Raw genomic sequence first — 24,443 nt, 5'->3', positions numbered from 1 at the left:
ACTCCGGCAATGAAAACCGTGCGGTCGCACAGTATTGCACCGCTATCGAGACAGTCGGACGAATACCCGCGCGACGGGCTTTCCCGGCCGATACGGCCTTGCTGCGCAAGGTTTTCGGCCGTCCGGCCATTTCATAAGACGTACAGTTCTCTCACAATGCGCGATTCGCGCCGAACTGTACTCTTGTTCGCGTGGTCGATGTGTGTACTCGCCGCCAACTGTTCTGCTCTTAATATTCCATCATCAAGTGCACAGTGCCGCAGATCCAGTCGTACCGGAACCCTGTTGGCGCATCTTCAAGAGAGAGCCAGTGCGATGGAAAAGGCAAAACCGGAGGGAAAGATCAGGAATCACGACGGCCCGGTCGGCGGGCGAAACACGTGCGTGTCGGACGCACACGGCATGGCGGCGCGGCTGCGCATGCCGGCGGGAGACGCACGATGAAACTCTATGAAAAACTCGCGGACGACATCGAGCGCCTGATCCGCCAGGGCGTGTACCGGCACGGCGACCGGATTCCGTCGGTGCGGCAGGCGAGCCAGCAGCACCGGATCAGCATCACGACCGTGCTGCATGCGTATCTGCTGCTGGAAAGCCGCGGACTGCTCGAAAGCCGGCCGCAGTCGGGCTATTTCGTGAACCTGCGGCGCGACGACAGTCACGCGCCGGTGCGCGAACTGCGGCCGTCGAAGCCGATCGCGATCTCGTCGTCGGTCGACGTGAGCCGGCTCGTGCTGTCGACGCTGCGCTCGATCGGCACCGACGACGCGGTGCCGCTCGGCTCGCCGTACCCGGACCCGAGCCTGTTTCCGTTCGAGAAGCTGAACCGCTACGCGTACGCAGCCGGCCGCGACAAGTCGCTGTGGGGCGTGACGGATGGCTTGCCGCCCGGCCATCCGCGGCTGATTCGCCAAATCGCGCGCCGCTACCTGGAAAACGGGATGTCGGTGGACCCGAACGAGATCATCGTGACGGTTGGCGCGACAGAGGCGATCAACCTGTGCCTGCAAGCCGTTGCGAAGCCGGGCGACACGATCGCGGTGGAATCGCCGACGTTCTACGCGATGCTGCATGCGATCGAGCGGATGGGGATGAAGGCGATCGAAGTCGCGACGCATCCGGAATACGGGATCGACATCGCGGCGCTGGCCGCGATCGCGAAGTCGCAGCCGATTGCCGCGTGCATGGTGATGCCGAACTTCCAGAATCCGCTCGGCTTCCAGATGCCTGACGAGCGCAAACGCGAGCTGGTTGAGTTCGCAACGAAGACGGGCATGCCGCTGATCGAGAACGGCGTGTACAACGAACTGTACTTCGGCGATACGCATCCGAGTTCGCTGAAGTCCTACGACCGGACCGGGATCGTGCTGCATTGCTCGTCGTTCTCGAAGAGCCTGACGGCCGCCTACCGGATCGGCTGGGCGCTGCCGGGCCGTTATCGCGATCAGGTCGAGAAGCTGAAATTCCTGAATACGCTGGCGACACCGTCGCTGCCGCAGCTGGCGATCGCGGAGTTTCTGGAACGCGACGGCTACGAGCATCACCTGCGGCGCTTGCGCAAGGCGTATGCGCAGCAGGCGAACCTGATGCGGGCGATGGTGTCGCGGTTCTTCCCGGAAGGCACGCGCATTTCCAGCCCGGCGGGCGGCTACGTGTTGTGGGTCGAGTTGCCCGCACAGGTCGACGCGATGCGGCTGTATCAGCTCGCGCTGGAGCAGGGCATCACGATCGGGCCGGGCTACATGTTCTCGATCACCGACAACTACCGGAACTTCATCCGGTTGAACTACAGCAGCCCGTGGTCGCCGGAGATCGAGCAGGCGGTGATCGCGGTCGGGAAGCTGGCCGCGGCGTGCATGCGGTGAATGGAGGCGCGCGGTGTCGTGCGTGTCGATGACGAAGCCGGCCTTGTGCCGGCTTTGTTTTTTTTTGAGCATTGCCCGTGCCGCTCGAGCGATTCGGTCGGCGCCCGGGCGAGTCGAAGGCGGCCGGCCGGCAAGCACGTACGCGCGTCCGGGCCAGCCGGTCAACCCGGGCGCAGCGCCCACGCAGCCCAGGCACTGGGCTATGCTCGTGGATTGCTCCAAGACAGGACAGCGCAATGAAAAGATCGTCGATGGCTGCCGCGTGCTGGGTCGCCGCACTGGGTGCGGTGTTTCCGGCCATCGCGCAGGAAGTCCCGCGCGCAACGGTCCCGCTCCACATGGGCCCCGGGCCGGTAATCGGGGGTAGCGCCGATTCCGGTTTGACGAGCCACACCGTCCGGCAGCCGGACGCGCCGTTGACCCGTCTGCTCGTAATTTATGAAGACGACACTGCGGTCCACGCGCCGTCGTCCGGCAACGACCCGACACGCGACACGCGCACGTACGCGACCGACGGAGACGTGGTCGCCCGGCACGTGCCGCCGATCCTGCAGGCATACGGCGTCGAAGCACAGGTCCGCTCGGTCAAGACGGACCTCGTCGCCACGCTGCTTGCCGACAACCGGCAGCACGATCGCCTGCCCGTCCTGCTGCTCAGGGATGCCGGCACGCAGGATGGCTTTCGCGCGACGCTGAAGATCACGGCGTCGCTGGCGGACAGCGACGGCACGCCGCTTTGGGCCGGCGCGGCCGACGGCAGTTACATGGGCGTGCAGTGGGGCAAGCGCGACGTCTACGCGGAGCGGCAGCAAGCGACCGTCGACGCGCTGCTGCGCAAGATCGCCGCCGATCTGCACGACCGGCGGATCATCGGCTGACACGCGCCGTGTGGCCGGCGCGTTGCGGCGGTACCCGCGCGCTGGAGCAGGGGATCACGATCAGCCCTGGCGACCTGTTCCCGATCGCGGACAACCACCGAAACGGGATTCGTGCGTTCGTGATCCGTGTGTCGCGTCACCCACCCGTCACCGGCGGAAAAAACGCGACCTCGCTATCCTCGCGCACGACGAATTCCCCGGTCACCATCTCGAGGTTCACGGCTGCCCGCACGGGGCGGTCCATCCGCAGTGCATCGGCACTGCGCGCGTCGCGCGCGGCCAGCGTGCCGCGCAGCGTATCGACGGTGAGTTCGCGTGCATCGATCTCGACGATTTCCTCGTCGCGTTCGAGTTGTTCGCGAATGCTCGCGAAGTATTTGATCGTCAGTTTCATGGCGATGTCTTGAATGGAGTCGGCGGAATCGGAAAGCGCATAGAGAATGCAGTCAGCCCCAGCGCCGCATCGCCTGGTCGTCGTGCGTCTTCGCCTCGACCCAGCCGGATTCGCCGTCATGCCGAATTTCCTTCTTCCAGAACGGCGCGTGCGTCTTCAGGAAGTCCATCAGGAATTCGCATGCATCGAATGCGGACGCGCGATGCGCGGCGGCCACGACGACCAGTACGACGGCCTGGCCGAGCGGAATGCGGCCGACGCGATGCACGATCTTGACCGCTTCGAGCCGCCAGCGCGCGCTGGCTTCCTCGACGATGCTCCACAGCGCCTGTTCGGTCATCGTCGGGTAGTGCTCGACTTCCAGCGCGACGACGTCGTCGACGTCGCCTTCCTTGCGCACGACACCGAGGAAATTCACGACGGCACCGACATTCGGATTGCGAACGATCGGCGCGAGCTCGGCGCCTGCGTCGATCGGCGCGTACTGCACGCGCACTTCGAAGCCGGCGGCGATCGCGGGCGGCGGTTCGGTGTGCGGGTCGGCCGCATCGGCGGGAAGCGGGTGACCGCCGGCACGCAACGGATCGTCCGGCAGCCCGGCGCGGGATTCGGTGAAGGTTGTCATGACACGTTCTCCTGTAGGCGGCGCGTCCTGTGTCGCGCGGCGGCCGGTCAGCCGCCGACGAGCGACATGCGCACGGTCGGATAGGTCTTGCCCGGCGCGCGGGCCGGCCGTGCGGCCCGGCGCTCGGAATAGCGGTCGTCGCGCCGCATCCAGCGATCGCGGACGGCGGCCGCGAGATCGTCGGTCGACGCTGTTTCGTCGAGCCACGGCCGCAGGTCGGTGCCTTGGGTCGCGAACAGGCACGTATAGAGCTGCCCGTCGGCCGACACGCGGGCGCGCGAGCAGGTGCCGCAGAACGGATGCGACACGCTCGCGATGAAGCCGACTTCACCCGCGCCGTCGATGTGCGCGCAACGGATCGCGGTCGCGTCGTGCCCCGGTTCGCCGACGAGCACGAGCGGATAGTGTTCGTCGATCAGCTCGCGCATTCGCGCGGCCGGCACGACCTTGTCGCCGGACCAGAAGCTCGCACCGCCGACGTCCATGTATTCGATGAAGCGCACCGCCACGCCCGTATGCCGGAAGTGGCGCACGAGTGGCAGGATCTGGTCGTCGTTCGCGCCGCGCTCGATCACCGCGTTGACCTTGACCGGTGCGAGCCCGGCTGCGTGCGCGGCTTCGATGCCGGCGAGCACGCGCGACACGGGCACGTCGGTGTCGCTCATCCGGCGGAATACGGCATCGTCGAGCGCGTCGAGGCTCACGGTCACGCGCGACAACCCGGCGTCGCGCAACGAGCGCGCCTTCGCGGCGAGCAGCGAGCCGTTGGTCGTCAGCGCGATTTCGACGGGTTTGCCGTCGACGGTCGTCAGTGCGGAGAGCCGCTCGATCAGCGCCTCGAGGTTGCGGCGCAGCAGCGGCTCGCCGCCCGTGATGCGGATCTTCTCGACGCCGAGCGACGTGAACGCGCGTGCGATCTTTTCGAGTTGCGCGAACGACAGCCGCTCGGACGACGGCATGAATGCATAGTCGGAACCGAAACTTTCGCGCGGCATGCAGTAGCCGCAGCGGAAGTTGCACTGGTCGATCACGGACAGGCGCAGGTCGCGCAGCGGGCGTCCGAGCGTGTCGGACGTGCGGGGAAAGGCGCCGGGCGATGCGCCGCCGGATGAAGCGGCGGCGGCCGGCGCGGCTGAAGCGATGGCATTCACGATCGGTTCGTCGGCCTGCATGAAGTAAGCGGAGGGGCGTCGCCGGTCGGCCGTGCGGGTGCCGACGTGTCGGCGCACAGGTCGTGACGAGCCTCATCGTGAGCATAGTCCGCCGGGTTTTGCCGGCAGAGGCACAATCGCGCCCGAATTGCAGGAATACAGTTCACCGTGCGGCGCGCGCGGCGCATGCACTGCATCGGGCGCGTGATTGGCGTCGCGCTCATGCGAGCCAGTGTGCGAATTCGTAATACGGTACGGCGTCGCCGCGCGCGACGGCTCGCCCGGCCGGCAGCCGCGCAAGCCCGCTCGCCTGTACGAGCGACTGCAGCGTGCCGGCGCCTTGCTGGCGCAGCGTATCGAGCACCGGTACGCCATCGGCGCCGACCGTGCAGCGCACCCGCACGAAGCGTTCGCGCTGCGCATCCGGCTCGAAGCCGGTGTCGATCGGCAGCGACGGCACGACCGGCAGGCACGCATCGCGCCCCTGCAGGCGGCGGATCAGCGGCGCGACGAACAGCGCGAACGTCGTCATCGCGGCGCCCGGGTTGCCGGGCAGCAGCACGACGGGCCGCGTGTCGAGCCGCGCGAGCGCAACCGGCTTGCCGGGCTTCATCCGCACGCCGGTGACGATGAACGATGCATCGAGCGCGGTCAGCGCGGGGCGCAGCAGATCCTTGTCGCCGACCGATGCGCCGCCGACGCAGATCACCAGGTCGCAACCCGCGTGCAGGTCACGCAGCGCACGATCGACGGCCGCCGCCGTGTCGGCCGCATGCAGGCTCATCGCCACGCTGGCACCGGTTCCGGACACCAGCGCGGCGAGCATCGGCGCGTTGCTGTTGTAGATCTGCTGCGGCGCACGCGGCTGGCCGCACGCGACGAGCTCGTCGCCGGTCGTCAGGATGCCGACGCGCAGCGCCGGACGCACATCGATGCGCGCGAAACCTTGTGCGGCGGCCACGCCGACGTGCATCGCGCCCATCCGCACACCGGCCGGCACGAGCAGGTCGCCGGCGCGCACTTCCTCGCCACGGCGGCGGATGTGCGATCCGCTGCGCTGCGGCACGTCGAACGTGACCCAACCGTCCTGTTCGCGTGCATGCTCCTGCATCACGACGGTATCCGCGCCGGGCGGAATCACGCTACCGGTAAAGATGCGCGCCGCCGTACGCGTGGCCAGCGGCGCCGGCGTGTCGCCTGCATAGCAGCGTTGCGCGACGCGCAGCGGCTCGCCATGCGAGAGATCCGCGTGACGCACGGCATAGCCGTCCATCGCGCTCTGGTCGGCCGGCGGCTGGTCGAGCACGGCGGTCAGTGGCGCGGCCAGCACATGGCCGGCTGCTTCGGCGACCGGCAGGGAGGCAGTGGTCGCAAGCGGGGCAAACGCGCCGGCGAAGTGCTGTTGCGCGGTATCGAAATCGAACAGGTGTTTCATGACGAGAAGGCGGGGTGCGCGGGCGCAAGCGCCGGTTGGTCGGGGTGAACGGCATCGGGCGACACGTATTCGACGAAGCCGTCGTTGCGGCAGAAGCCGATCAGCCGCACGCCGGCTTCGCGGGCGACGTCGATCGCGAGCGACGTCGGTGCCGAGATCGTCGCGATCATCGGGATGCCGACCCGTGCGGCCTTGCGCACCAGTTCGTAGCTCGCGCGGCTCGACAGGAACACGAAGCCCGCGTGCAGGTCGGCGCGGCGCCGCGCGAGATGCCCGATCAGCTTGTCGAGCGCGTTGTGGCGGCCGACGTCCTCGAACACGTCGCACACGGCGCCGTCGCGGTCGCACCACGCGGCGGCATGGATGCCGCCCGTCTCGCGCATCAGCGTCTGGTGGGCCGGCAGCGTGCGGGCGGCGCGTGCAATCGCGTCGGCGCCGATGCCGGCCGCCGCGCCGGCGGCCGCGATGCGCGGCGGGTGCAGGTCGAGCTGCGCGATGCTTTCGATCCCGCAGACGCCGCAACCCGTGCGTCCGGCCAGCGCGCGCCGATGGGCCTTCAGCGCCATGAACGCCTGCTGCGACACGGTGAGCCGCACTTCGGCGCTGCCGGGCCGGCATTCGCTTTCGATTTCGAATACGTCCGACGCACGCTCGACGATGCCTTCGCTCAGCGCGAAGCCGAGGCCGAACGCGTCGAGGTCGATCGGCGTCGCCATCATGACCGTGTGCGAGATGCCGTTGAACACGAGTGCAACCGGGGTTTCCTCGACGACGCGATCGACGGTGTCGCGCGCTTGGCCGGCGCGATGGCGCGTCACCTGACACGCGGCGCTGCCGGTCGGATCGTCGAATCGGGTGCGGGACTCCATGCGTTTTTTCTCCAGGCGGATCGTCCGGTGCGTACGCCGGACGACGGGAATCGGTGCCGCCGGGGGGGGCGCCGGGTGGGCGCACTACCGCCTCGGGCAGGCGTTGCATAACATGTTAAGTGGAGTGAACAGCGCGCCGCAGGCACAGCGCTGCAACGCGGAAAGCAGTACAGCTGGCCATCCCGCGGGCACGAAATGTGTTTTCCGTACACACATCTTCGGCGACGGAAGCAGCACAGTTTCAGCGCACGTTCGAGTGATTGCGAGTATCGTTGCAAACGCGATATCGTCATTCACGCTTCGATGCCATGCGAGTGACCGTTTGTGTTCGCATGTGTTGTCGCCAAGCCGTCGCGCGATTTCCTGCTTCGGGCGTACGTCCTCACAATCACGAGCAAATTACGGTCATGGAAATCTTCGATGCGTTCCATCTCGCCCGGTTGCAATTCGCATTCACGGTGTCGTTCCACATCGTGTTTCCCGCGATCAGCATCGGCATGGCGAGCTTCCTGGCGGTGCTGGAGTGGCGTTATCTCGTCACCGGCGACGCCGCCTACAAATCCATGTTCCAGTTCTGGTCGAAGATCTTCGCGATCGGCTTCGGGATGGGGGTCGTCTCCGGCGTCGTGATGGCGTACGAGTTCGGCACCAACTGGGCCGGCTTCTCGCGCGTCGCGGGCAACATCACGGGGCCGCTGCTTACGTATGAGGTACTGACCGCGTTCTTCCTCGAAGCCGGCTTCCTCGGCGTGATGCTGTTCGGCTGGCAGCGTGTCAGCCCGCGTGCGCACTTCTTCGCGACGCTGATGGTCGCGGTCGGCACGCTGATCTCGACGTTCTGGATCCTCGCGTCGAACAGCTTCATGCAGACTCCGCAGGGCTACAAGATCGAGAACGGCCTCGTCGTGCCGGTCGACTGGTTCAAGATCGTCTTCAATCCGTCGTTCCCGTACCGTCTCGTGCACATGACGATCGCGGCGTTCATCGTCGCGGGCTTCATCGTTGCCGCGTGCGGCGCGTGGCACCTGCTGAAGGGACGCCGCGACGAGCCGGTGAAACGCAGCTTCTCGATGGCGCTGTGGATGCTGCTCGTGCTCGCGCCGATCCAGATCGTCGTCGGCGATGCGCACGGGCTGAACACGCGCGAATACCAGCCGGCGAAGATCGCGGCGATCGAGGGGCTGTGGGAAACCGAGAAGGGCGGCACCGCGCTGAATCTCGTCGGGCTGCCCGACATGCAGGCCGAAACCACGCGCTATGCGATCCAGGTGCCGCACCTCGGCAGCCTGATCCTCACGCACAGCTGGGACGGCGAGATTCGCGGGCTGAAGGAATTCCCGCCGCAGGATCGCCCGTACTCGCCGATCATCTTCTGGACGTTCCGGATCATGGCCGGCCTCGGGATGCTGATGCTGCTCACCGCGCTGCTCGGGCTGCTGCTGAGAAAGGGCGGGCGCCTCTATGAAACGCGCTGGTTCCAGTGGTTCGTGGTCTGCATGGGGCCTTCCGGCATCGTCGCGCTGCTGGCCGGCTGGATCACGACCGAGGTCGGGCGGCAGCCGTGGACCGTCTACGGCGTGCTGCGCACCATCGATTCGGTTGCGCCGCTGAGCGCGCAGCAGGTCGGCGTGTCGCTGCTGATCTTCGTGGTCGTTTATTTCCTGGTATTCGGGACGGGTATCTACTACATGCTGAAACTGATGAGGCGCGGGCCGGCTGCCCAGGCCGGGTACATCGAGCTGCACCGGCATCCGGGGCTGCGCAAGAGCGCGCTGTCCACGCCGCTGAACGTCACCGAAGCGGAGTAAGCCATGCAAATCGATCTTCCTGTCGTATGGGCCGCGATCATCGGCCTTGGCGTATTCATCTACGTGATGCTGGACGGCTTCGATCTCGGTATCGGCCTGCTGTTTCCGTTCTTCGATGCGAAGGCCGAGCGCCAGGTGATGCTCGACACCGTCGCGCCGGTATGGGACGGCAACGAGACGTTCCTCGTGCTCGGCGGCGCGGGCCTCTATGGCGCGTTCCCGGTCGTGTATTCGACGCTGCTGCCCGCGAACTACCTGCCGCTGGTGCTGATGCTGGTCGGCCTGATCTTCCGCGGTGCGGCGTTCGAGTTGCGCGCGAAGGCCACCCGCACGCAACACATGTGGGATCTCGCGTTCATCGGCGGTTCCGCGCTCGCGGCGTTCTGCCAGGGGATCGTGCTCGGTTCGCTGCTGCAGGGCATCAAGATCGAGAACAACCAGTTCGCGGGCGGGCCGTTCGACTGGCTGTCGCCGTTCAGCCTGCTCTGCGGGATCGGCGTGCTCGTCACGTATGCGACGCTCGGTTGCGGCTGGCTGATCCTGAAGGTCGACGGCGAACTGCAGCGCAAGATGCGGCTGCTGATGAAGCCGCTCGCGGGCGTGTTGCTCGCCGTGATGGGCGTGGTGAGCCTGTGGACCGTGATCGGGTTGCCGGCCGTCGCGCACCGCTGGTTCGGCAGCGGCAACCTCGGCTGGTTCCTGCCGGTGCCGGTCCTCGTCGTCGCATGCGTGTGGGGCATTTTCCATACGGTGAAGCGCGAACATGAGGCCACGCCGTTCCTGCTGACGCTCGCGCTCGTGTTCCTCGGCTACACGGGGCTCGTGATCAGCATCTGGCCGAACATCGTGCCGCCTTCGCTGACGATCTGGGCGGCGTCGTCGAGCCATTCGAGCCAGTTGTTCGCGCTCGTCGGCACCGTGATCGTGCTGCCGATCATCCTCGTGTACAACGCGATGCAGTACCGCGTATTCCGCGGCAAGGTGCGCGAGGGCGACGTCGGCTATCACTGAGCAGCATGCGATGTGACGGGGCGCGGCGTGCGCGGGCGTATCATCACGCGCAGCGCGCCTCCGGCACCGCACCCGACCGACAGCGGCCCGCCACGCGCGGGCCGTTGCGCATCGGGTGTGCCGCGCCGCGCATTCCTTTGGCAGTCGAGAAAACACCATGATCGTCAGACCACGACAAAACTGGCTCAGGATGCTGTTCGTATGGAACGGCTCCGTGCTGCAATCGATCATTCCGCAGCTCGTGTTCATGGCGATCGTCAGCACGCTGGCGGTCTTCACGAACGGGCGCATCTTCGGCGAGAAGATTCCGCTCAACACCGCGCCGTTCACGCTGTTCGGGCTCGCACTCGCGATCTTCCTCGCGTTTCGCAACAATGCGAGCTTCGAGCGTTTCAAGGAGGCGCGCCATCTGTGGGGCAACCTGCTGATCGCCGCGCGCACCGTGACGTCCCAACTGAACCGCTACTTGCCCGACAGCGTCGGCACCGTCGAGCGCAACCGGCTCGCCGATCTGCTGATCGCGTTCACGTATGCGCTGAAGCATCAGCTGCGCCATACCGATCCGACCGCGGACCTCCAGCGCATTCTCGGCGTGGAGCGCACGGTCGAGCTTGGCGGCAAATGCTTCAAACCCGTTGCGATCCTCGACGAGCTGCGCGGCGGCATCGTCCGTGCGCTGGGCCGCGCGCCCGGTAGCGACGCGACCTGCTGGATGTTCGATGCGCAGCTCGATGAGCTCGGCAAATCGGTGGGTGGTTGCGAGCGCATCCTGTCGACGCCGATCCCGTTCTCGTACAGTGTGCTGCTGCATCGCACCGTGTATGCGTACTGCGTGCTGCTGCCGTTCGGGCTCGTCGATTCGACGGAATTCTTTACGCCGCTGATCTGCGTGTTCATCTCGTACACGCTGATCGCGCTCGAAGCGATCGCGAACGAGGTCGCCGAACCGTTCGGCCTCGCGCCGAATGCGCTCGCACTCGATGCGATGACGCGCACGATCGAGCGGTCGGTGCTCGAACTGGGCGACCGTCCGATACCGGAGGAATTCGTGCCGGCGTCGACGTACCAGATCACGTAAGGGGGGGGCGCTCAAGCGGGGCGATCATGCGGGGCGGCGAGCGGCGCTAGAATGGCGCTTGCCCGTTTCCCGGAATCAGGATCCTTCGCGATGACCCTCGTCGATACCTATCTCGCCGGCCTGCGGGCTGCGCTGCCCGAGGCCGACAATACGGCGCTCACCGTCGCCACGGGCGCGACGCCCGCCCAGCTCGACGCGCTGCGTGCGGCGTATCCACTGTGCCCGGCCAGCCTGCTCGAACTGCTCGGCAAGCTTGACGGCACCTACTGGCGCGACTACGGCGGTACGACGATCAATGTGCTCGTGCTGGGTTCCGACGTCTACGAATACCCCTATTACCTGCTGTCTGCCGCGCAGATGCTCGAAGAAGGCGCGAAGTACCGCGACAGCATCGCGGAGATCTACGGCGACGACGCGAACGACGATGGCGAACTCGTCGATTCGCGCATCGACATCGCATTGCCGATGGGCCGGCGCCTGTGCTTCTCGCACTGCATGAACAACGGCGGCACGTCGCAGCTCTACATCGATTTCGCGCCGGCGCCCGGCGGCAAGGTGGGGCAGGTCGTGCGCTTCCTGCACGATCCCGACGGCTACGCGGTGATCGCCGACGACTTCGACGGCTACCTGCGCAAGCTGATCGACGACGGTTATGCGTTTGTCATCGATTTCGACGAAGAATAGAGGCGGGCGCCGATTACGGATAGCTGCTTCAGGAGAGTGACGTGCGAATCTACGTGACGAGTATCTTTGTCGACGACCAGGACAAGGCGTTGACGTTCTATACCGACAAGCTCGGTTTCAAGCTTAAGAATAACGTGCCGGTGGGCGACTACCGCTGGTTGACCGTCGTGTCGAAAGACCAGCCGGACGGCACCGAGCTGCTGCTCGAGCCGAGCAACCATCGCGCGGTGGGGCCGTACAAGCAGGCGCTGTACGAGGACGGGATCCCGGCCGCGTCGTTCCAGGTCGACGATCTCGACGGCGAGTTCGCGCGGCTCGCGGCACTCGGCGTGCAGTTCACGCTGGAGCCGATGGATGCGGGGCCCGTGCGCGTCGCGATCGTCGACGATACGTGCGGGAACCTGATTCAGCTGATGCAGATGAAGTAACGCGCCGCACGGGCTTTGTCAGAGCGCCGCGACCGGCGGCGCGTTGTGCATCCAGCTGCGCTCCTGCATGCGGCTCTGAATGCGCCACCCGCATTCGGTCCGCACCAGCAGGTCGCGATACCACAGCCCGACGAAGCACACGCGATCGTCGCCGGCTTCATCGGCCGAGATCATCATCACCTGGCCGGCCGTTCGCGCGGTTGCGGCGTCGCCGTCGACGATCAGCAGCGACGTCGAGATCGTGTGCTGCGTGCCGCGCATCGCCGAGGTCATCTGTTCCAGATAGGTTGCAATTTCCGCGCGGCTGCCGACCGGGCCACCGAATGCCGTGTAGTCGAGACGTGCGTTGGCGGCGAAGAGCCGCTCGAATTCGCGCCAGTCCCGGCGGTCGACGGCGTGGCAGTAGCGCGTCAGCAGATCCTGGATGTCCAGCCGGTCGATCGATTCCTGGGGCGTCATGGTGTCGTGAACTGTGTGGATGACGGGGAAACGATAGCGGGTGCGCAGGGGCGCGACATCGGCGGAGTGGACTAAGTGCTTGGCCGCAATGTGCGAGGGGGCTTCGGCGCAATACGTGGTGCTTGTGTAGACTCGTGCACGTCCAACGGAGCCCACACCATGCAACTTCTTGATCACGTGTCCATCGGCGTGCCGGATATCGACCAGGCGCGCCCCTTCTACGATGCCGTCATGGCCGCGCTGGGCGCAGCCAAGGTCTACGACCGGCCCACCGCGCTCGGCTACGGCGAACGTTGCAACGCGGACGACATCGCATCGACTTGTCTGGCGGTGTATCTGGATCCCGCCGAAGTCGGGACGAGCAAGCGGCACTGGTGTTTCAAGGCGTCTTCGCGCGAGCAGGTGCACGCGTTTTTCGAAGCCGGCCTGTCAACGGGCGGCCAGTCCGACGGCGACCCCGGATTGAGGCCGCACTATCATGGCGACTACTACGCGGCCTTTCTCGTCGACCCGGCCGGCAACCGGATCGAGGCCGTGTGTCATGCCGCTCCGGCGGAGCGCGAGCGGCCGTGACGGTGCCGCTCAGTCGAAATACGTGAGCCCCATCGCACCCTTCACCTCTGCGAGCGTCGCGCCGGCCACTTCCCGCGCGTGCAGCGTGCCGCGCTTCAGGATCGCCATCACCTCGGTCTTGTCGGCCTCGAACTCGCGGCGGCGCGTGCGGATCGGTTCGATCAGCGCCTGCAGCCGCTCGTTCAGTACGCGCTTGACGACGCTGTCGCCGAGGCCGCCGCGGCGGTAGTGGGCCTTCAGCTCGTCGACTTTCGCGACGTCCGGCTCGAATGCATCGAGGAACGTGAACACGACGTTGCCCTCGACCTGGCCGGGATCGCTCACGCGCAGATGGTTCGGGTCCGTGTACATGTCCTTCACGGCTTGCGTGATCTCGTCCGGCGTCGAGCCGAGCGTGATCGCGTTGCCGAGCGACTTGCTCATCTTCGCCTTGCCGTCGATGCCCGGCAGTCGCGTGACCGACGACAGCACGGCCTCGCATTCGACCAGTACTTGCTTGTCGACCGTCGCGTTGAAGCGGCGCACGAGTTCGTTGGTCTGTTCGATCATCGGGAGCTGATCGTCGCCGACCGGCACGTGCGTCGCCTTGAACGCGGTGATGTCGGCCGCCTGGCTTACCGGGTAGGTCAGGAAACCGGCCGGGATGTCGCGCTCGAACCCGCGCAGGCGGATCTCTTCCTTGATGGTCGGATTGCGCTCGAGGCGCGCGACCGTGACGAGGTTGAGCAGGTATTGCGACAGTTCGGCGAGTTCGGGCACTTGCGACTGCACGACGATCGTCGAGATCGCCGGATCGATGCCGACGGCGAGATAGTCGAGCGCGACCTCGATTACGTTCTCGGTGACGCGCTGGCGGCGGCCCATGTTGTCGGTCAGCGCCTGCGTATCGGCGAGCAGCAGGAATTGCTGCGCTTCGTGCTGCATCTGCACGCGAGCGCGCAGCGAGCCGATGTAATGGCCGAGATGCAGCGGGCCGGTCGTGCGGTCGCCGGTGAGGATGATCGGTCGGTTCGGGTGAGTCATGGTGGACGTTGGCTCCGGGTTATCGAAGCCGCCAGCCATGATGTCGGCGCAGAAACGCAAATGCCGCCATGGCTGGCGGCATCACGTTTGGGACATGCACAAGGAAACGGGCCGCCTGGGTCAGGCGCGCCACCAGCAATGCACGTTCGGCGAGGCGGGTTGGGTTTCCATCGCGCAAGTATAGCGTAGTGCGCGGCCGGCCGTGCGCGTCAGCGGATCACCGACTCCATCGCGAGATACGCGGTTTCGGCGGACGGCCACAGCAGGTACAGCAGGCCGGCCATCAGCAGCAGCGCGCCGGCGCGCACCAAAGGCGTACGGTCCTTGTCGCGCGGGGGATGGGTGGGCTGCTTCGATTTCTTCATGCTTGCTGGCGCGGGATGCGCCACTCCAACGGTTACTGCAACGGGTCGCACGGGGGCGATGCCGGGGTGTTGCGGGTTTTACAGGGGTGGGCGTGCCGTTTTGGGGCACCGTGTCGACCGGGGCGACGGAGGAGAGCGCCGGTCGCGGGCGATAAAAAGGGACGATTGGATAGTCCGCGTCCGCTTTCCATGTCGAGGTGACCGGCATCCTACCAGTTCGGCGCAACGGGCACAGTCAAGAATTGTGGGGCTGCGGGCGGCTGCATGAGGCTACGCCGGATAACCGGCGCATTGCCGGGGCGGGATCGCTGCATCGAAACGAAGCCCCGTCCGAGGGAGCGCCGCGCGCACAGTCGTCGAATGATGTGCGGGCCTTGGGCCGGTGGCGGTTGTTCGTGCGTCTGGCTCGTCGAAACCATGGCGACAGTCGAATGGCGGATGAGAGCCCGGGTGCAAGCGTGTCACGAGTGTCGTTTTGCCGATCCGGCGACAGTACACGCTCCGATTACAATCTACCGGCACGCCGGTCACGAACCATGGGCCCGAATGCTTTGCCAGGAAGGCGCTGGGCGGTGCCTCGTTGCTCGACCTGACCGAGACGCCGAATCGCGGCACTCCCTCTCCGATTGACAATCAACCGAGCATGGGCCGAATCAAGCCGATGTCGTACCGTTGCCGGGCGTGATCGTCGATCGGCGGGGGCGCGCGATAAGCGGTGCTGCGATACCGCCGTCGCCGATACCACTGGCTTGCGCCCCAGCTTTTTTCTCGTCAACACCAACAAAAAACATCATTTCGCGCCAAGCGGCCTGTCCGCAGAATGTCTCCATTCCAACTCACGCGACAGCACGAGCGTCGCACTGAGCCGCACTTCAGAAGGAGACAGCCGTGGCAGTCGAAACAACTTCAATCGATACGCTCGTCGTCGGCGCCGGGCAGGCCGGCGTGGCCATGAGCGAGCACCTGGGCAAGCTGGGCGTGCCCCATCTGGTACTGGAGCGCAGCCGCATCGCCGAACGCTGGCGCACGGGGCGCTGGGATTCGCTGGTCGCGAACGGCCCGGCGTGGCACGACCGCTTCCCGGGGCTTGAATTCGACGGTCTCGATCCCGACGCGTTCGCGTCGAAAGACCAGGTCGCGGACTACTTCGAAGCGTATGCGCGCAAGTTCAACGCGCCCATCCGAACCGGCGTCGAAGTGAAGAGCGTCGTGCGCAACACGGGCAAGCCGGGCTTCGTCGTCGAGACCTCCGACGGCACGATCGAGGCGAATCGCGTGGTCGTCGCGACGGGGCCGTTCCAGCGCCCGGTCATTCCGCCGATCGCGCCGGACGACGCACGCCTCGTCCAGATCCATTCCGCCGACTATCGCAACCCGGACCAGCTTCCGGAAGGCGCGGTGCTGGTGGTTGGCGCCGGTTCGTCGGGCGTGCAGATCGCCGACGAACTGCAGCGCGCGGGCCGGCAGGTGTACCTGTCGGTCGGGCCGCACGATCGCCCGCCGCGTGCGTATCGCGGCCGCGACTTCTGCTGGTGGCTCGGCGTTCTCGGCGAATGGGACAAGGAAATCGCGACGCCCGGCCGTGAACACGTGACGATCGCGGTGAGCGGCGCGCGCGGCGGCCACACGGTCGATTTTCGCGCGCTCGCGAACCAGGGCGTGACGCTCGTCGGGCTGACGAAGTCGTTCGACGGCGGCGTGGCGGTGTTCGAACGCGATCTCGCGATCAATCTCGCCCGCGGCGACGAAAACTACCTGTCGCTGCTCGACGCGGCCGACGCCTACGCGGCACGCAACGGCCTCGACCTGCCGGAAGAGCCGGAAGCACGCCGTATCCTGCCGAACCCCGAATGCGTCGCGCATCCGATCCTCGCGCTCGACCTCGCCGGTGCCGGCGTCACGTCGATCGTCTGGGCGACCGGCTACGCGGTCGACTACGGCTGGCTCAACGTCGATGCGTTCGCGCCGAACGGCAAGCCGCAGCACCAGCGCGGCGTGTCGAAGGAGCCTGGCATCTATTTCGTCGGGCTGCCATGGCTGTCGCGGCGCGGCTCCAGCTTCATCTGGGGCGTGTGGCACGACGCGAAGCACATCGCCGATCACATCGTCACGCAGCGCAAGTACCTCGCGTACCACGACGCGTCGCAGCACCGCGCCGCCGCATCGCAGGCACTGGCCGACGCGCGCCCGCTCGCCGAAGCGACGAGCTGACCACCTGACGAACAGACACGAACCCGCTGCGCCGCGAATGCTTCCGGCGCGGCGGGCGAACACACCGACACTCGAAGGACCTCGATGAGCCAGCCTACCCATACGCGTATCCGCATGTTCAACACCAAGGATACCTACCCGAACCAGACGCTCGACAACGACCTGTGCCAGGCCGTGCGGGCCGGCAACACCGTCTACGTGCGCGGCCAGGTCGGCACCGATTTCGATGGCAACCTGATCGGCCTCGGCGACGCGCGCGCACAGGCCGAGCAGGCAATGAAGAACGTCAAGCAGTTGCTCGAGGAAGCCGGCAGCGACATCACGCACATCGTGAAGACGACGACCTACCTGATCGATCCGCGTTATCGCGAGCCGGTCTACCAGGAAGTCGGCAAGTGGCTGAAGGGTGTGTATCCGATCTCGACGGGGCTCGTCGTGTCGGCGCTCGGTCAGCCGCAGTGGCTGATGGAGATCGACGTGATCGCCGTGATCCCGGACAACTGGCAGCCGAACCGCGCATAGGAGGCGACATGACTTTCTCCATCGTCGGGCGCTGCCCGGAGACGGGCCAGCTCGGGATCGCGATCAGCTCGTCGAGCATTGCGGTCGGCGCGCGCTGCCCGTGGGTGCGCGCGGGCGTCGGCGCGGTCGCGACGCAGAACATCACGCTGCCGGCGCTCGGCCCGCAGATTCTCGACTTGATCGAGCACGACCAGCTCGCGCCCGCCGCCGCGCTCGATCGCGCGCTCAGCGCGAACGGCTGGAGCCAGTACCGGCAGGTCACGGTGATCGACGGGCAGGGGCACACGGCGTGCTTCACCGGCAAGGAGGCGCTCGGCACGCATCACGCGGTGCAGGGCGAGCAGTGCGTGGCGGCCGGCAACTTGCTGGCCGCGCCTGCCGTGATCGACACGATGGTGCGGGCCTTCGAACAGGCGCCCGGCCTGCTCGCCGATCGCCTGCTGGCCGCGATGCATGCGGCGATGGCGGCCGGCGGTGAAGCCGGGCCGGTGCATTCGGCCGCGCTGAAGGTGGCCGGCGACGTGACCTGGCCGATCGTCGACCTGCGCGTCGACTGGGCCGATACCGATCCGGTGGGGCAGCTCGAGACGCTCTGGCGTGCGTACCGGCCGCAGATGCAGGACTACCAGACGCGTGCGCTGAACCCGACCGCCGCGCCAAGCTACGGAGTGCCGGGCGATGAGTGATACGTCGAGCCGAGCGCTGCTCGAACGGCTGATCGGATTCGCGACGGTCAGCCGCGATTCGAACCTCGAGATGATCGGCTTCATCCGCGACTATCTCGCGGGCTTCGGCGTGGAGAGCGAACTGTTCTACAACGCGGAACGCACGAAGGCGAGCCTGTACGCGACGATCGGGCCGTGCGATCGCGGCGGCATCGCGCTGTCGGGCCATACCGACGTGGTGCCAGTGGACGGGCAGGCGTGGACGGTCGAGGCGTTCCGGCTGACCGAGCGCGACGGCCGCCTGTACGGCCGCGGCACGGCCGACATGAAGGGCTTCATCGCGTCGGCGCTCGCGGCCGTTCCGGCGTTCGTCGCACGGCCGCTGAGCCTGCCCGTGCATCTCGCGTTCTCGTACGACGAGGAAGTCGGCTGCCTCGGCGTGCGGCCGATGCTCGAAGCACTGGCCGCGCGCGAACATCGTCCACGTCTGTGCCTGATCGGCGAGCCGACCGAACTGAAGCCGGTACTCGGTCACAAGGGCAAGCTCGCGATGCGCTGCCATGTGAAGGGCGCCGCGTGTCACTCGGCGTACGCGCCGTCGGGTGTCAATGCGATCGACTATGCGGCGAAGCTGATCGGCCGGCTCGGCGAGATCGGCGCGGCTCTTGCGCGGCCCGAACGGCACGACAGCCGTTTCGATCCGCCGTTCTCGACCGTGCAGACGGGATTGATCAAGGGCGGCCGTGCGCTGAACATCGTGCCGGCCGAATGCGAGTTCGATTTCGAGGTGCGCGCGCTGCCGGATTTCGACGCGCACGACGTGCCGAGGAAGCTGCAGGACTATGCGGAATCCGAACTATTGCCGAAGATGCGTGCGGTGCAGCCCGGGACCGACATTCAATTGCAGCCGCTGGGCGCGTATCCGGGGCTGGCCACTGCGCCGGACAGCGAAGCTGCGCGCCTGCTCGCGATGCTGAGCGGCTCCGATGCGTTCGGGACGGTCGCGTTCGGCACCGAGGGCGGGCTGTTCGGTCAGGCCGGGATTCCGACCGTGGTGTGCGGGCCCGGCAGCATGGACCAGGGGCACAAGCCCGACGAGTTCGTCACGCTCGAACAGCTGCATGGATGCGACGCGATGCTGGGTCGCCTGGCCGCGCATCTTTCATCGGCGGTCTGAACTTGCAAGCGAACCGCACGCACCGCACCCTGCGGCGCGTGCGTTTTCCATTTTTCTCTATCGGGCCGATTCCGCAACGATCTGCGCAAGCCGTTCGCGGCAGAAATCGACAAACGACTGCGCCTGCTTCGTGAGCTGGCCGCGCCTCAACCGTGCGCTCACGAGCCCCGACGGGCTCACCGTTTCACTGAGACCTATCGTCACGACGCGCTGGCCGTCGTACGTGTATTCGGAATGCGGGCGCGTGACGAGCAGCGAGAAACCGAACCCCTGGCCGACCATCCCGCGCACCATCTCGATCGACGGCGAGCCGAACACGATGTTCGGCGTGAGCCCGAGTTCGTGAAACAGGCTGACGAAATAGGTGCGGCTCGGCTGCACGTCGAGCAGGATCATCGGCTCGACGCACAGGTCGCGCAGCGATACGTGCGACTGGCCCGCGAACCGGTGGTTCTCCGGCAGCAGCACGTATGGCTGCTGCGGCGGCATCAGCGGCTCGGTCTCGATCGTGCCGTCGAGATCGTGGTCGTACATGAGCGCGAGATCGAACGTGCCCGACGTCAGGCCCTGCACGAGTTCCTGCTGGTCGCCGTCGCGCAGCCGGATGTTCACGCCGGGGTAGCGCTCGCGAAAGCCCGCGATCAGTTGCGGCAGGTAGAGCGGCGCGACCGTCTCGAAGCAGCCGATGTCGATCTGCCCGGTGATCACGTCGTTGTCGGCGAGCGCGTTCTGTTCGAACTCGTGCGCGATGCGCAGCAGCTCCTGCGCTTTCCGGTAAAAGCGCGTGCCGCTCGGCGTCAGCGACACGCCCTGTGCGTGATGACGGATGAACAGCTTCACGCCGAAGCTCTCCTCCAGCCCCTTGATCGCGCTGGAGATCGACGGCTGTGCGATGAAGAGCTGGCGTGAGGCCTCGGCAACGCTGCCGGATTCGACCGTCGTGATGAAGTATTTCAGTTGCCGCAAAGTGTAGTGAGCCACAAGCACCTCTGATGCCCGGCCCCGGCGTGCCGCCGCGGGCGCATGCGCGTTCCATATCGAAACAGACCCTGGCACCTTACCTGAAGTCGATCGGCGCCGGAATTTCCGCTGCAGAGCTTTTTCGTATGTCGCGGAAATATTTTTAGTATTTTCCGGCCGCGATAGTCGTGGCGCACCATCGTCTCCAACCTGGATCACGAAGAATCGCGAAACGGCCGCGCCGGCGGGGCATCTCATCCGTCCCCGCCTGCACGTCGTCAGCTTCGTTCGACACCGCCGCGCGTGCACGCGGCGCGTCGTCGCTCGCGTATCCGGACCCGGTTGCAGGCGCGCACCTCGACGCGCGCCGGCGGAAACGGCAAGCGCGCATCGCCGCGCAGGACAGGAGACATCACCATGACGAACGCGGAACGCAATGCGTCCCCGATGATAGAGAAGCACACGATCGGCTATGTGCCGCCCGCGGAGCGCCACGGCAAGGTGCGCGACCTGTTCACGCTCTGGTTCGGCGGCAACATCGCGCCGCTGCCGATCGTGACCGGTGCGTTGGGCGTGCAGATGTTTCACCTGAACCTGATGTGGGGCATCGTCGCGATCGTCGTCGGCCAGGCCGTCGGCGGCGTGCTGATGGCGCTGCATTCCGCGCAGGGCCCGCAGATGGGCATCCCGCAGATGATCCAGAGCCGTGCGCAGTTCGGCTCGTGGGGCGCGCTGCTCGTCACGGTGATCGCGGCCGTGATGTACGTCGGCTTCTTCGCATCGAACATCGTGCTCGCCGGCAAGTCGGTACACGGCATCGCATCGTCGGTGCCGGTGCCCGTCGGCATCGTGATCGGCGCGGTGGGCTCGGGGCTGATCGGAATCGTCGGCTACCGGTTCATCCACATCCTGAACCGCATCGGTACATGGGTGCTCGGCATCGGCATCTTCGTCGGCTTCTGGATGATCCTCACGCACGTGACGACCGACGACTTCCTGACGCGCGGCGGTTTCGACTTCGCAGGCTGGCTCGCGACGGTGTCGCTGTCGGCGTTGTGGCAGATCGCGTTCGCGCCGTACGTGTCGGACTATTCACGCTATCTGCCGGAAAACGTCGGTGTTGCATCGACGTTCTGGGCGACCTATCTCGGCTGCACGATCGGCTCGACGCTCGCGTTCATCTTCGGCGCGGTCGCGGTGCTCGCGGTGCCGGCCGGCATGGACACGATGGATGCCGTCAAGCAGGCGACGGGCCCGCTCGGCCCGTTGATGCTCGTGCTGTTCCTGCTGAGCGTGATCAGCCACAACGCGCTGAACCTGTACGGCGCGGTGCTCGCGGTGATCACGTCGGTGCAGACGTTCGCGTACAAGTGGATTCCGACCGCGAAGGCGCGCGCGGTGGTGTCGGTCGTGATCTTCGTCGGTTGCTGCTACGCGGCGATCGGCGCGTCGACGAACTTCGTCGGCAACCTCGTCGATCTCGTGCTCGCGCTGCTGGTCGTGCTTGTGCCGTGGACGGCGATCAACCTGATCGACTTCTACGTGATCCACAAGGGCAAGTACGACATCAAGTCGATCTTCATGGTCGACGGCGGGATCTACGGCCGCTTCAATCCGCAGGCGCTGCTCGCGTATGCGATCGGTATTCTCGTGCAGATTCCGTTCATGAACACGCCGATGTACGCCGGCCCGATTCCCGCGCATCTGGGCGGCGCGGATCTGTCGTGGCTCGTGGGATTGTTGCTGACGTCGCCGCTGTACTACTGGCTCGCGACGCGCGACAGCGCGTACCGGCGCCGGCAGGGCGGTGCGCATCTGCCGCCGACGGCGGCGCGTTAAACGAAGGGGGGCCGCCGCTTTGGTTGTGGCGCGGCGGCGGCCGGGGGAAGGAGTCGGGCAGGCGCGCGGTGAGCTACGCACCGCGCGCCTGTCCGTCGGTCAGACGACCGCCGAGCGCGCGACGCGTACCGGCACCGACTTGTACGACGGCGTGCCGCTTTCCTTGTCGATGTAGTCGAGCGGCACGAGCACGTTCGCTTCCGGGTAGTACGCGCCGACCGACCCCGGCGCGATGTCGTACTCGATCGCGGTGATCTTCTCGAGGCGCAGCGTGCGGCCCGACGCGGTGATCGTCTCGATGTCGACGAGGTCGCCGTGCTCGAGTCCGTACTTCGCGAGATCGGCCGTGTTCATGAACAGCACGTCACGCCGGCCGAACACGCCGCGATAGCGGTCGTCGAGCCCATAGATCGTCGTGTTGTACTGGTCGTGGCTACGCAGCGTGATCAGCCGCAATACCTGCTCGGCGCCGAGTACGTCCGCGTCTTCCTTCACGCCCTTGTAGACCGAGAACATCGCCTTGCCGGTCGGCGTGGGCCACACGCGCTCGGTGGGCGGCAGCGGCAGCCGGAAGCCGCCCGGCGTGCGGATGCGCTCGTTGAACGCCTCGAAGCCGGATACCGTACGGTCGATCAGGTCGCGGATGCGGTCGTAGTCGGCGATCAGGTCGAGCCATGCGACCTTGCTGGTCGGCAGCGTCGCATGCGCGATTCCCGCGACGATCGCGGGCTCCGAGCGCAACTGGTCGGACGCCGGCTTGAGCTTGCCGGCCGACGCATGGACCATCGACATCGAATCCTCGACGGTGATCGACTGCCGACCGGTGGCCTGCATGTCGAGCTCGGTGCGGCCGAGTACCGGCAGGATGAAGGTTTCCTTGCCGACCAGCAGGTGCGAACGGTTCAGCTTCGTGCCGAGATGCACGCTCAGGTCGAGCTTCGCCATCGCCGGGAACGACAGCTCGGGATCGGGCAGCGCGACCGCGAAGTTGCCGCCGAGGCACAGCAGCGCCTTCGCGGTGCCGTCGATCATGGCCTGCATCGCCTGCACGGCGTCGTGCCCGTGATGCGCGGGCGGCGTGAAGCCGCACACGTCCTCGATCTTCTTCAGGAACTCGGCCGACGGTTTCTCGGTGATGCCGACCGTGCGGTTGCCCTGCACGTTCGAATGGCCGCGCAGCGGGCACACGCCGGCGCCGGGTTTGCCGATGTTGCCGCGCATCAGCAGCAGGTCGGCGATCAGGCGCACGGTTGCGGTGCCCTTGTTGTGCTGCGTGACGCCCATCCCGTACGTGATGATGGTCGCGTTCGACTTTGCGTAGGCGAGCGCGACCTGTTCGAGCTGCGCCTGGCTGAGACCGCTCGCGCGTTCGATGTCGTCCCACGACGTGGCTTCGAGGTCGGCCGAGAACGCGTCGAAGCCGTTGGTGTGCTGCGCGATGAAGTCGCGGTCGAGCACGTCGCCGCGCTCGGCTTCGAGCTGCAGCAGCGCCTTCATGATGCCCTTCAGCGCGGCCGCGTCGCCGCCGGCGTCGACCTGGTAATACGTCGACGCAATGCGCGTCGAGCCGAACGACGCCATCTCGATCATGTCCTGCGGATCGGCGAAGCGTTCGAGCGCGCGTTCGCGCAGCGGGTTGAACACGATGATCGGCACATTGCGGCGCGAGCACTCGTGCAGTGTGCCCATCATCCGCGGGTGGTTCGTGCCGGGGTTGTGGCCGATCGAGATGATCAGCTCGCAGTGGTCGAAATCCTCCAGCGAGACGGTGCCCTTGCCGATGCCGATCGACTGCGGCAGGCCGACGCTGGTCGGCTCGTGGCACATGTTCGAGCAGTCGGGGAAGTTGTTGGTGCCGAGCTCGCGCGCGAACAGCTGGTACAGGTACGCGGCTTCGTTCGACGCGCGGCCCGACGTGTAGAACTCGACCTGCTCGGGCGGCAGCGCGCGCAGCACTTCGCCGATGCGCGCGAATGCGTCGTCCCATTCGATCGGGCGGAACGTGTCGCTCGCGCGGTCATAGACGAGCGGATGCGTGAGCCGGCCCATGTTCTCCAGTTCGTAGTCCGACATGCGCAGCAGCGACGACACGGTGTTCGCCGCGAAGAACTCGGGCGTCACGCGCTTGGTCGTCGCTTCCCACGTGACGGCCTTCGCGCCGTTCTCGCAGAACTGGAACGTCGACTTGTGTTCCTTGTCGGGCCACGCACAGCCGGGGCAGTCGAAGCCGTCGGGCTGGTTGGTCCGCATCAGCACGATCGGCGCCTCGATGGTTTCCATCTGCGTACGCACCGCATCGGCTGTCGCGCGAAGCGCGCCCCAACCGCCGGCGGGCCCATCGTACTTCCTGATGCCTGGCACTTCGCGTCGATTTGTCATGTGAATCTCCATGAGCCGGGCCCGATTCGGGTGGCTCGGTTGCG

Annotated in this window: 24 protein-coding genes; 13 read left to right on the top strand and 11 right to left on the bottom strand. The window is 66.4% G+C overall.

Features of this window, described 5'->3' with window-relative positions; translation table 11 throughout:
- Positions 1 to 440 precede the first annotated feature (440 nt).
- Positions 441 to 1,865, top strand: a complete 1,425-nt coding sequence (locus tag U5809_RS02625) for a PLP-dependent aminotransferase family protein (RefSeq protein ID WP_322085373.1) — start codon at positions 441 to 443, stop codon at positions 1,863 to 1,865.
- 236 nt (positions 1,866 to 2,101) lie between these two features.
- Positions 2,102 to 2,743 carry a hypothetical protein gene (locus tag U5809_RS02620; RefSeq protein WP_322085371.1) on the top strand — a complete coding sequence of 214 codons (642 nt, stop codon included), beginning with the start codon at positions 2,102 to 2,104 and terminating at the stop codon, positions 2,741 to 2,743.
- Positions 2,744 to 2,879: 136 nt separating this feature from the next.
- Here the strand turns inward: U5809_RS02620 and U5809_RS02615 are convergent, their stop codons facing one another.
- From U5809_RS02615 to fdhD, 5 genes are all read right to left on the bottom strand, one after another.
- Entirely contained in the window at positions 2,880 to 3,137 is a 258-nt protein-coding gene (locus tag U5809_RS02615; protein ID WP_322085370.1) for a MoaD/ThiS family protein, read from the bottom strand.
- Between the two features lie 52 nt (positions 3,138 to 3,189).
- Positions 3,190 to 3,762, bottom strand: coding sequence for a molybdenum cofactor biosynthesis protein MoaE (locus U5809_RS02610; protein WP_176051009.1), 573 nt, complete (start codon positions 3,760 to 3,762; stop codon positions 3,190 to 3,192).
- A 47-nt stretch (positions 3,763 to 3,809) separates the two neighbouring features.
- Complete coding sequence (gene moaA / locus U5809_RS02605) at positions 3,810 to 4,934, bottom strand: GTP 3',8-cyclase MoaA (RefSeq protein ID WP_322085369.1); 1,125 nt, start codon at positions 4,932 to 4,934, stop codon at positions 3,810 to 3,812.
- A gap of 199 nt (positions 4,935 to 5,133) precedes the next feature.
- Positions 5,134 to 6,348 (bottom strand): gephyrin-like molybdotransferase Glp, encoded by a 1,215-nt coding sequence (gene glp, locus U5809_RS02600; protein ID WP_322085368.1) that lies wholly within the window; start codon positions 6,346 to 6,348, stop codon positions 5,134 to 5,136.
- A complete protein-coding gene (fdhD, locus tag U5809_RS02595; RefSeq protein WP_322085367.1) occupies positions 6,345 to 7,217 on the bottom strand; it encodes a formate dehydrogenase accessory sulfurtransferase FdhD in 873 nt (290 codons plus the stop codon). Before fdhD ends, glp begins: the two co-directional genes overlap by 4 nt.
- Before the next feature lie 407 nt (positions 7,218 to 7,624).
- On the opposite strand from fdhD, the gene U5809_RS02590 reads away from it, so the two are divergent.
- The 5 genes from U5809_RS02590 to U5809_RS02570 all read left to right on the top strand — a co-directional run bounded on the left by U5809_RS02590 (position 7,625) and on the right by U5809_RS02570 (position 12,226).
- Entirely contained in the window at positions 7,625 to 9,025 is a 1,401-nt protein-coding gene (locus U5809_RS02590; RefSeq protein ID WP_282512756.1) for a cytochrome ubiquinol oxidase subunit I, read from the top strand.
- A 3-nt stretch (positions 9,026 to 9,028) separates the two neighbouring features.
- Complete coding sequence (gene cydB / locus U5809_RS02585; protein ID WP_282512758.1) at positions 9,029 to 10,036, top strand: cytochrome d ubiquinol oxidase subunit II; 1,008 nt, start codon at positions 9,029 to 9,031, stop codon at positions 10,034 to 10,036.
- Between the two features lie 157 nt (positions 10,037 to 10,193).
- Positions 10,194 to 11,114 carry a bestrophin family protein gene (locus U5809_RS02580; protein WP_322085366.1) on the top strand — a complete coding sequence of 307 codons (921 nt, stop codon included), beginning with the start codon at positions 10,194 to 10,196 and terminating at the stop codon, positions 11,112 to 11,114.
- A gap of 90 nt (positions 11,115 to 11,204) precedes the next feature.
- Positions 11,205 to 11,798 (top strand): SMI1/KNR4 family protein, encoded by a 594-nt coding sequence (locus tag U5809_RS02575; RefSeq protein WP_322085365.1) that lies wholly within the window; start codon positions 11,205 to 11,207, stop codon positions 11,796 to 11,798.
- Between the two features lie 41 nt (positions 11,799 to 11,839).
- Positions 11,840 to 12,226 (top strand): VOC family protein, encoded by a 387-nt coding sequence (locus U5809_RS02570; RefSeq protein ID WP_322085364.1) that lies wholly within the window; start codon positions 11,840 to 11,842, stop codon positions 12,224 to 12,226.
- Between the two features lie 18 nt (positions 12,227 to 12,244).
- On the opposite strand, the gene U5809_RS02565 is transcribed toward U5809_RS02570, so the two are convergent.
- Complete coding sequence (locus U5809_RS02565) at positions 12,245 to 12,862, bottom strand: nuclear transport factor 2 family protein (protein WP_322085363.1); 618 nt, start codon at positions 12,860 to 12,862, stop codon at positions 12,245 to 12,247.
- On the opposite strand from U5809_RS02565, the gene U5809_RS02560 reads away from it, so the two are divergent.
- Positions 12,845 to 13,258, top strand: a complete 414-nt coding sequence (locus U5809_RS02560) for a VOC family protein (protein WP_322085362.1) — start codon at positions 12,845 to 12,847, stop codon at positions 13,256 to 13,258. The genes U5809_RS02565 and U5809_RS02560 overlap by 18 nt on opposite strands.
- Before the next feature lie 9 nt (positions 13,259 to 13,267).
- Here the strand turns inward: U5809_RS02560 and trpS are convergent, their stop codons facing one another.
- The 3 genes from trpS to U5809_RS02545 form a co-directional block, all read right to left on the bottom strand.
- Entirely contained in the window at positions 13,268 to 14,281 is a 1,014-nt protein-coding gene (trpS, locus tag U5809_RS02555) for a tryptophan--tRNA ligase (RefSeq protein WP_322085361.1), read from the bottom strand.
- Positions 14,282 to 14,490: 209 nt separating this feature from the next.
- Positions 14,491 to 14,646, bottom strand: coding sequence for a hypothetical protein (locus U5809_RS02550; RefSeq protein WP_162838121.1), 156 nt, complete (start codon positions 14,644 to 14,646; stop codon positions 14,491 to 14,493).
- Positions 14,647 to 15,299: 653 nt separating this feature from the next.
- Positions 15,300 to 15,476 carry a hypothetical protein gene (locus U5809_RS02545; RefSeq protein WP_322085360.1) on the bottom strand — a complete coding sequence of 59 codons (177 nt, stop codon included), beginning with the start codon at positions 15,474 to 15,476 and terminating at the stop codon, positions 15,300 to 15,302.
- A 58-nt stretch (positions 15,477 to 15,534) separates the two neighbouring features.
- Here U5809_RS02545 and U5809_RS02540 point away from each other — a divergent pair, with 58 nt between their 5' ends.
- From U5809_RS02540 to argE, 4 genes are all read left to right on the top strand, one after another.
- Positions 15,535 to 16,857, top strand: a complete 1,323-nt coding sequence (locus U5809_RS02540) for an NAD(P)/FAD-dependent oxidoreductase (RefSeq protein WP_322085359.1) — start codon at positions 15,535 to 15,537, stop codon at positions 16,855 to 16,857.
- An 84-nt stretch (positions 16,858 to 16,941) separates the two neighbouring features.
- A complete protein-coding gene (locus tag U5809_RS02535; RefSeq protein WP_059545953.1) occupies positions 16,942 to 17,379 on the top strand; it encodes a RidA family protein in 438 nt (145 codons plus the stop codon).
- 8 nt (positions 17,380 to 17,387) lie between these two features.
- The gene (locus U5809_RS02530; RefSeq protein WP_322085358.1) at positions 17,388 to 18,065 is read left to right on the top strand and encodes a DUF1028 domain-containing protein; all 678 of its coding nucleotides are present in this window, start codon (positions 17,388 to 17,390) and stop codon (positions 18,063 to 18,065) included.
- Positions 18,058 to 19,221 carry an acetylornithine deacetylase gene (gene argE, locus U5809_RS02525; protein WP_322085357.1) on the top strand — a complete coding sequence of 388 codons (1,164 nt, stop codon included), beginning with the start codon at positions 18,058 to 18,060 and terminating at the stop codon, positions 19,219 to 19,221. The genes U5809_RS02530 and argE overlap by 8 nt, the downstream gene beginning before the upstream one ends.
- 57 nt (positions 19,222 to 19,278) lie before the next feature.
- Here the strand turns inward: argE and U5809_RS02520 are convergent, their stop codons facing one another.
- Entirely contained in the window at positions 19,279 to 20,202 is a 924-nt protein-coding gene (locus tag U5809_RS02520) for a LysR substrate-binding domain-containing protein (RefSeq protein WP_309290238.1), read from the bottom strand.
- A 396-nt stretch (positions 20,203 to 20,598) separates the two neighbouring features.
- On the opposite strand from U5809_RS02520, the gene U5809_RS02515 reads away from it, so the two are divergent.
- Positions 20,599 to 22,020: a cytosine permease gene (locus U5809_RS02515; RefSeq protein ID WP_322085356.1), complete on the top strand. Its 1,422-nt coding sequence runs from the start codon at positions 20,599 to 20,601 to the stop codon at positions 22,018 to 22,020.
- Positions 22,021 to 22,119: 99 nt separating this feature from the next.
- On the opposite strand, the gene U5809_RS02510 is transcribed toward U5809_RS02515, so the two are convergent.
- Positions 22,120 to 24,399, bottom strand: coding sequence for an FdhF/YdeP family oxidoreductase (locus U5809_RS02510; RefSeq protein WP_322085355.1), 2,280 nt, complete (start codon positions 24,397 to 24,399; stop codon positions 22,120 to 22,122).
- Between the last annotated feature and the right edge of the window lie 44 nt (positions 24,400 to 24,443).

Origin of the sequence: Burkholderia sp. BCC1999 (assembly GCF_905339975.1) — a bacterium.
Classification (GTDB): domain Bacteria; phylum Pseudomonadota; class Gammaproteobacteria; order Burkholderiales; family Burkholderiaceae; genus Burkholderia.
This window is presented reverse-complemented; position numbering and strand designations above follow the sequence as displayed.

Bases quoted from the DNA above. Each gene is read 5' to 3' on its own strand.
- U5809_RS02625 (WP_322085373.1), top strand. From the start codon at position 441: ATGAAACTCTATGAAAAACTCGCGGACGACATCGAGCGCCTGATCCGC.
- U5809_RS02620 (WP_322085371.1), top strand. From the start codon at position 2,102: ATGAAAAGATCGTCGATGGCTGCCGCGTGCTGGGTCGCCGCACTGGGT.
- U5809_RS02615 (WP_322085370.1), bottom strand. From the start codon at position 3,137: ATGAAACTGACGATCAAATACTTCGCGAGCATTCGCGAACAACTCGAA.
- U5809_RS02610 (WP_176051009.1), bottom strand. From the start codon at position 3,762: ATGACAACCTTCACCGAATCCCGCGCCGGGCTGCCGGACGATCCGTTG.
- moaA (WP_322085369.1), bottom strand. From the start codon at position 4,934: ATGCAGGCCGACGAACCGATCGTGAATGCCATCGCTTCAGCCGCGCCG.
- glp (WP_322085368.1), bottom strand. From the start codon at position 6,348: ATGAAACACCTGTTCGATTTCGATACCGCGCAACAGCACTTCGCCGGC.
- fdhD (WP_322085367.1), bottom strand. From the start codon at position 7,217: ATGGAGTCCCGCACCCGATTCGACGATCCGACCGGCAGCGCCGCGTGT.
- U5809_RS02590 (WP_282512756.1), top strand. From the start codon at position 7,625: ATGGAAATCTTCGATGCGTTCCATCTCGCCCGGTTGCAATTCGCATTC.
- cydB (WP_282512758.1), top strand. From the start codon at position 9,029: ATGCAAATCGATCTTCCTGTCGTATGGGCCGCGATCATCGGCCTTGGC.
- U5809_RS02580 (WP_322085366.1), top strand. From the start codon at position 10,194: ATGATCGTCAGACCACGACAAAACTGGCTCAGGATGCTGTTCGTATGG.
- U5809_RS02575 (WP_322085365.1), top strand. From the start codon at position 11,205: ATGACCCTCGTCGATACCTATCTCGCCGGCCTGCGGGCTGCGCTGCCC.
- U5809_RS02560 (WP_322085362.1), top strand. From the start codon at position 12,845: ATGCAACTTCTTGATCACGTGTCCATCGGCGTGCCGGATATCGACCAG.
- trpS (WP_322085361.1), bottom strand. From the start codon at position 14,281: ATGACTCACCCGAACCGACCGATCATCCTCACCGGCGACCGCACGACC.
- U5809_RS02550 (WP_162838121.1), bottom strand. From the start codon at position 14,646: ATGAAGAAATCGAAGCAGCCCACCCATCCCCCGCGCGACAAGGACCGT.
- U5809_RS02545 (WP_322085360.1), bottom strand. From the start codon at position 15,476: ATGGAGACATTCTGCGGACAGGCCGCTTGGCGCGAAATGATGTTTTTT.
- U5809_RS02535 (WP_059545953.1), top strand. From the start codon at position 16,942: ATGAGCCAGCCTACCCATACGCGTATCCGCATGTTCAACACCAAGGAT.
- U5809_RS02530 (WP_322085358.1), top strand. From the start codon at position 17,388: ATGACTTTCTCCATCGTCGGGCGCTGCCCGGAGACGGGCCAGCTCGGG.
- argE (WP_322085357.1), top strand. From the start codon at position 18,058: ATGAGTGATACGTCGAGCCGAGCGCTGCTCGAACGGCTGATCGGATTC.
- U5809_RS02515 (WP_322085356.1), top strand. From the start codon at position 20,599: ATGACGAACGCGGAACGCAATGCGTCCCCGATGATAGAGAAGCACACG.
- U5809_RS02510 (WP_322085355.1), bottom strand. From the start codon at position 24,399: ATGACAAATCGACGCGAAGTGCCAGGCATCAGGAAGTACGATGGGCCC.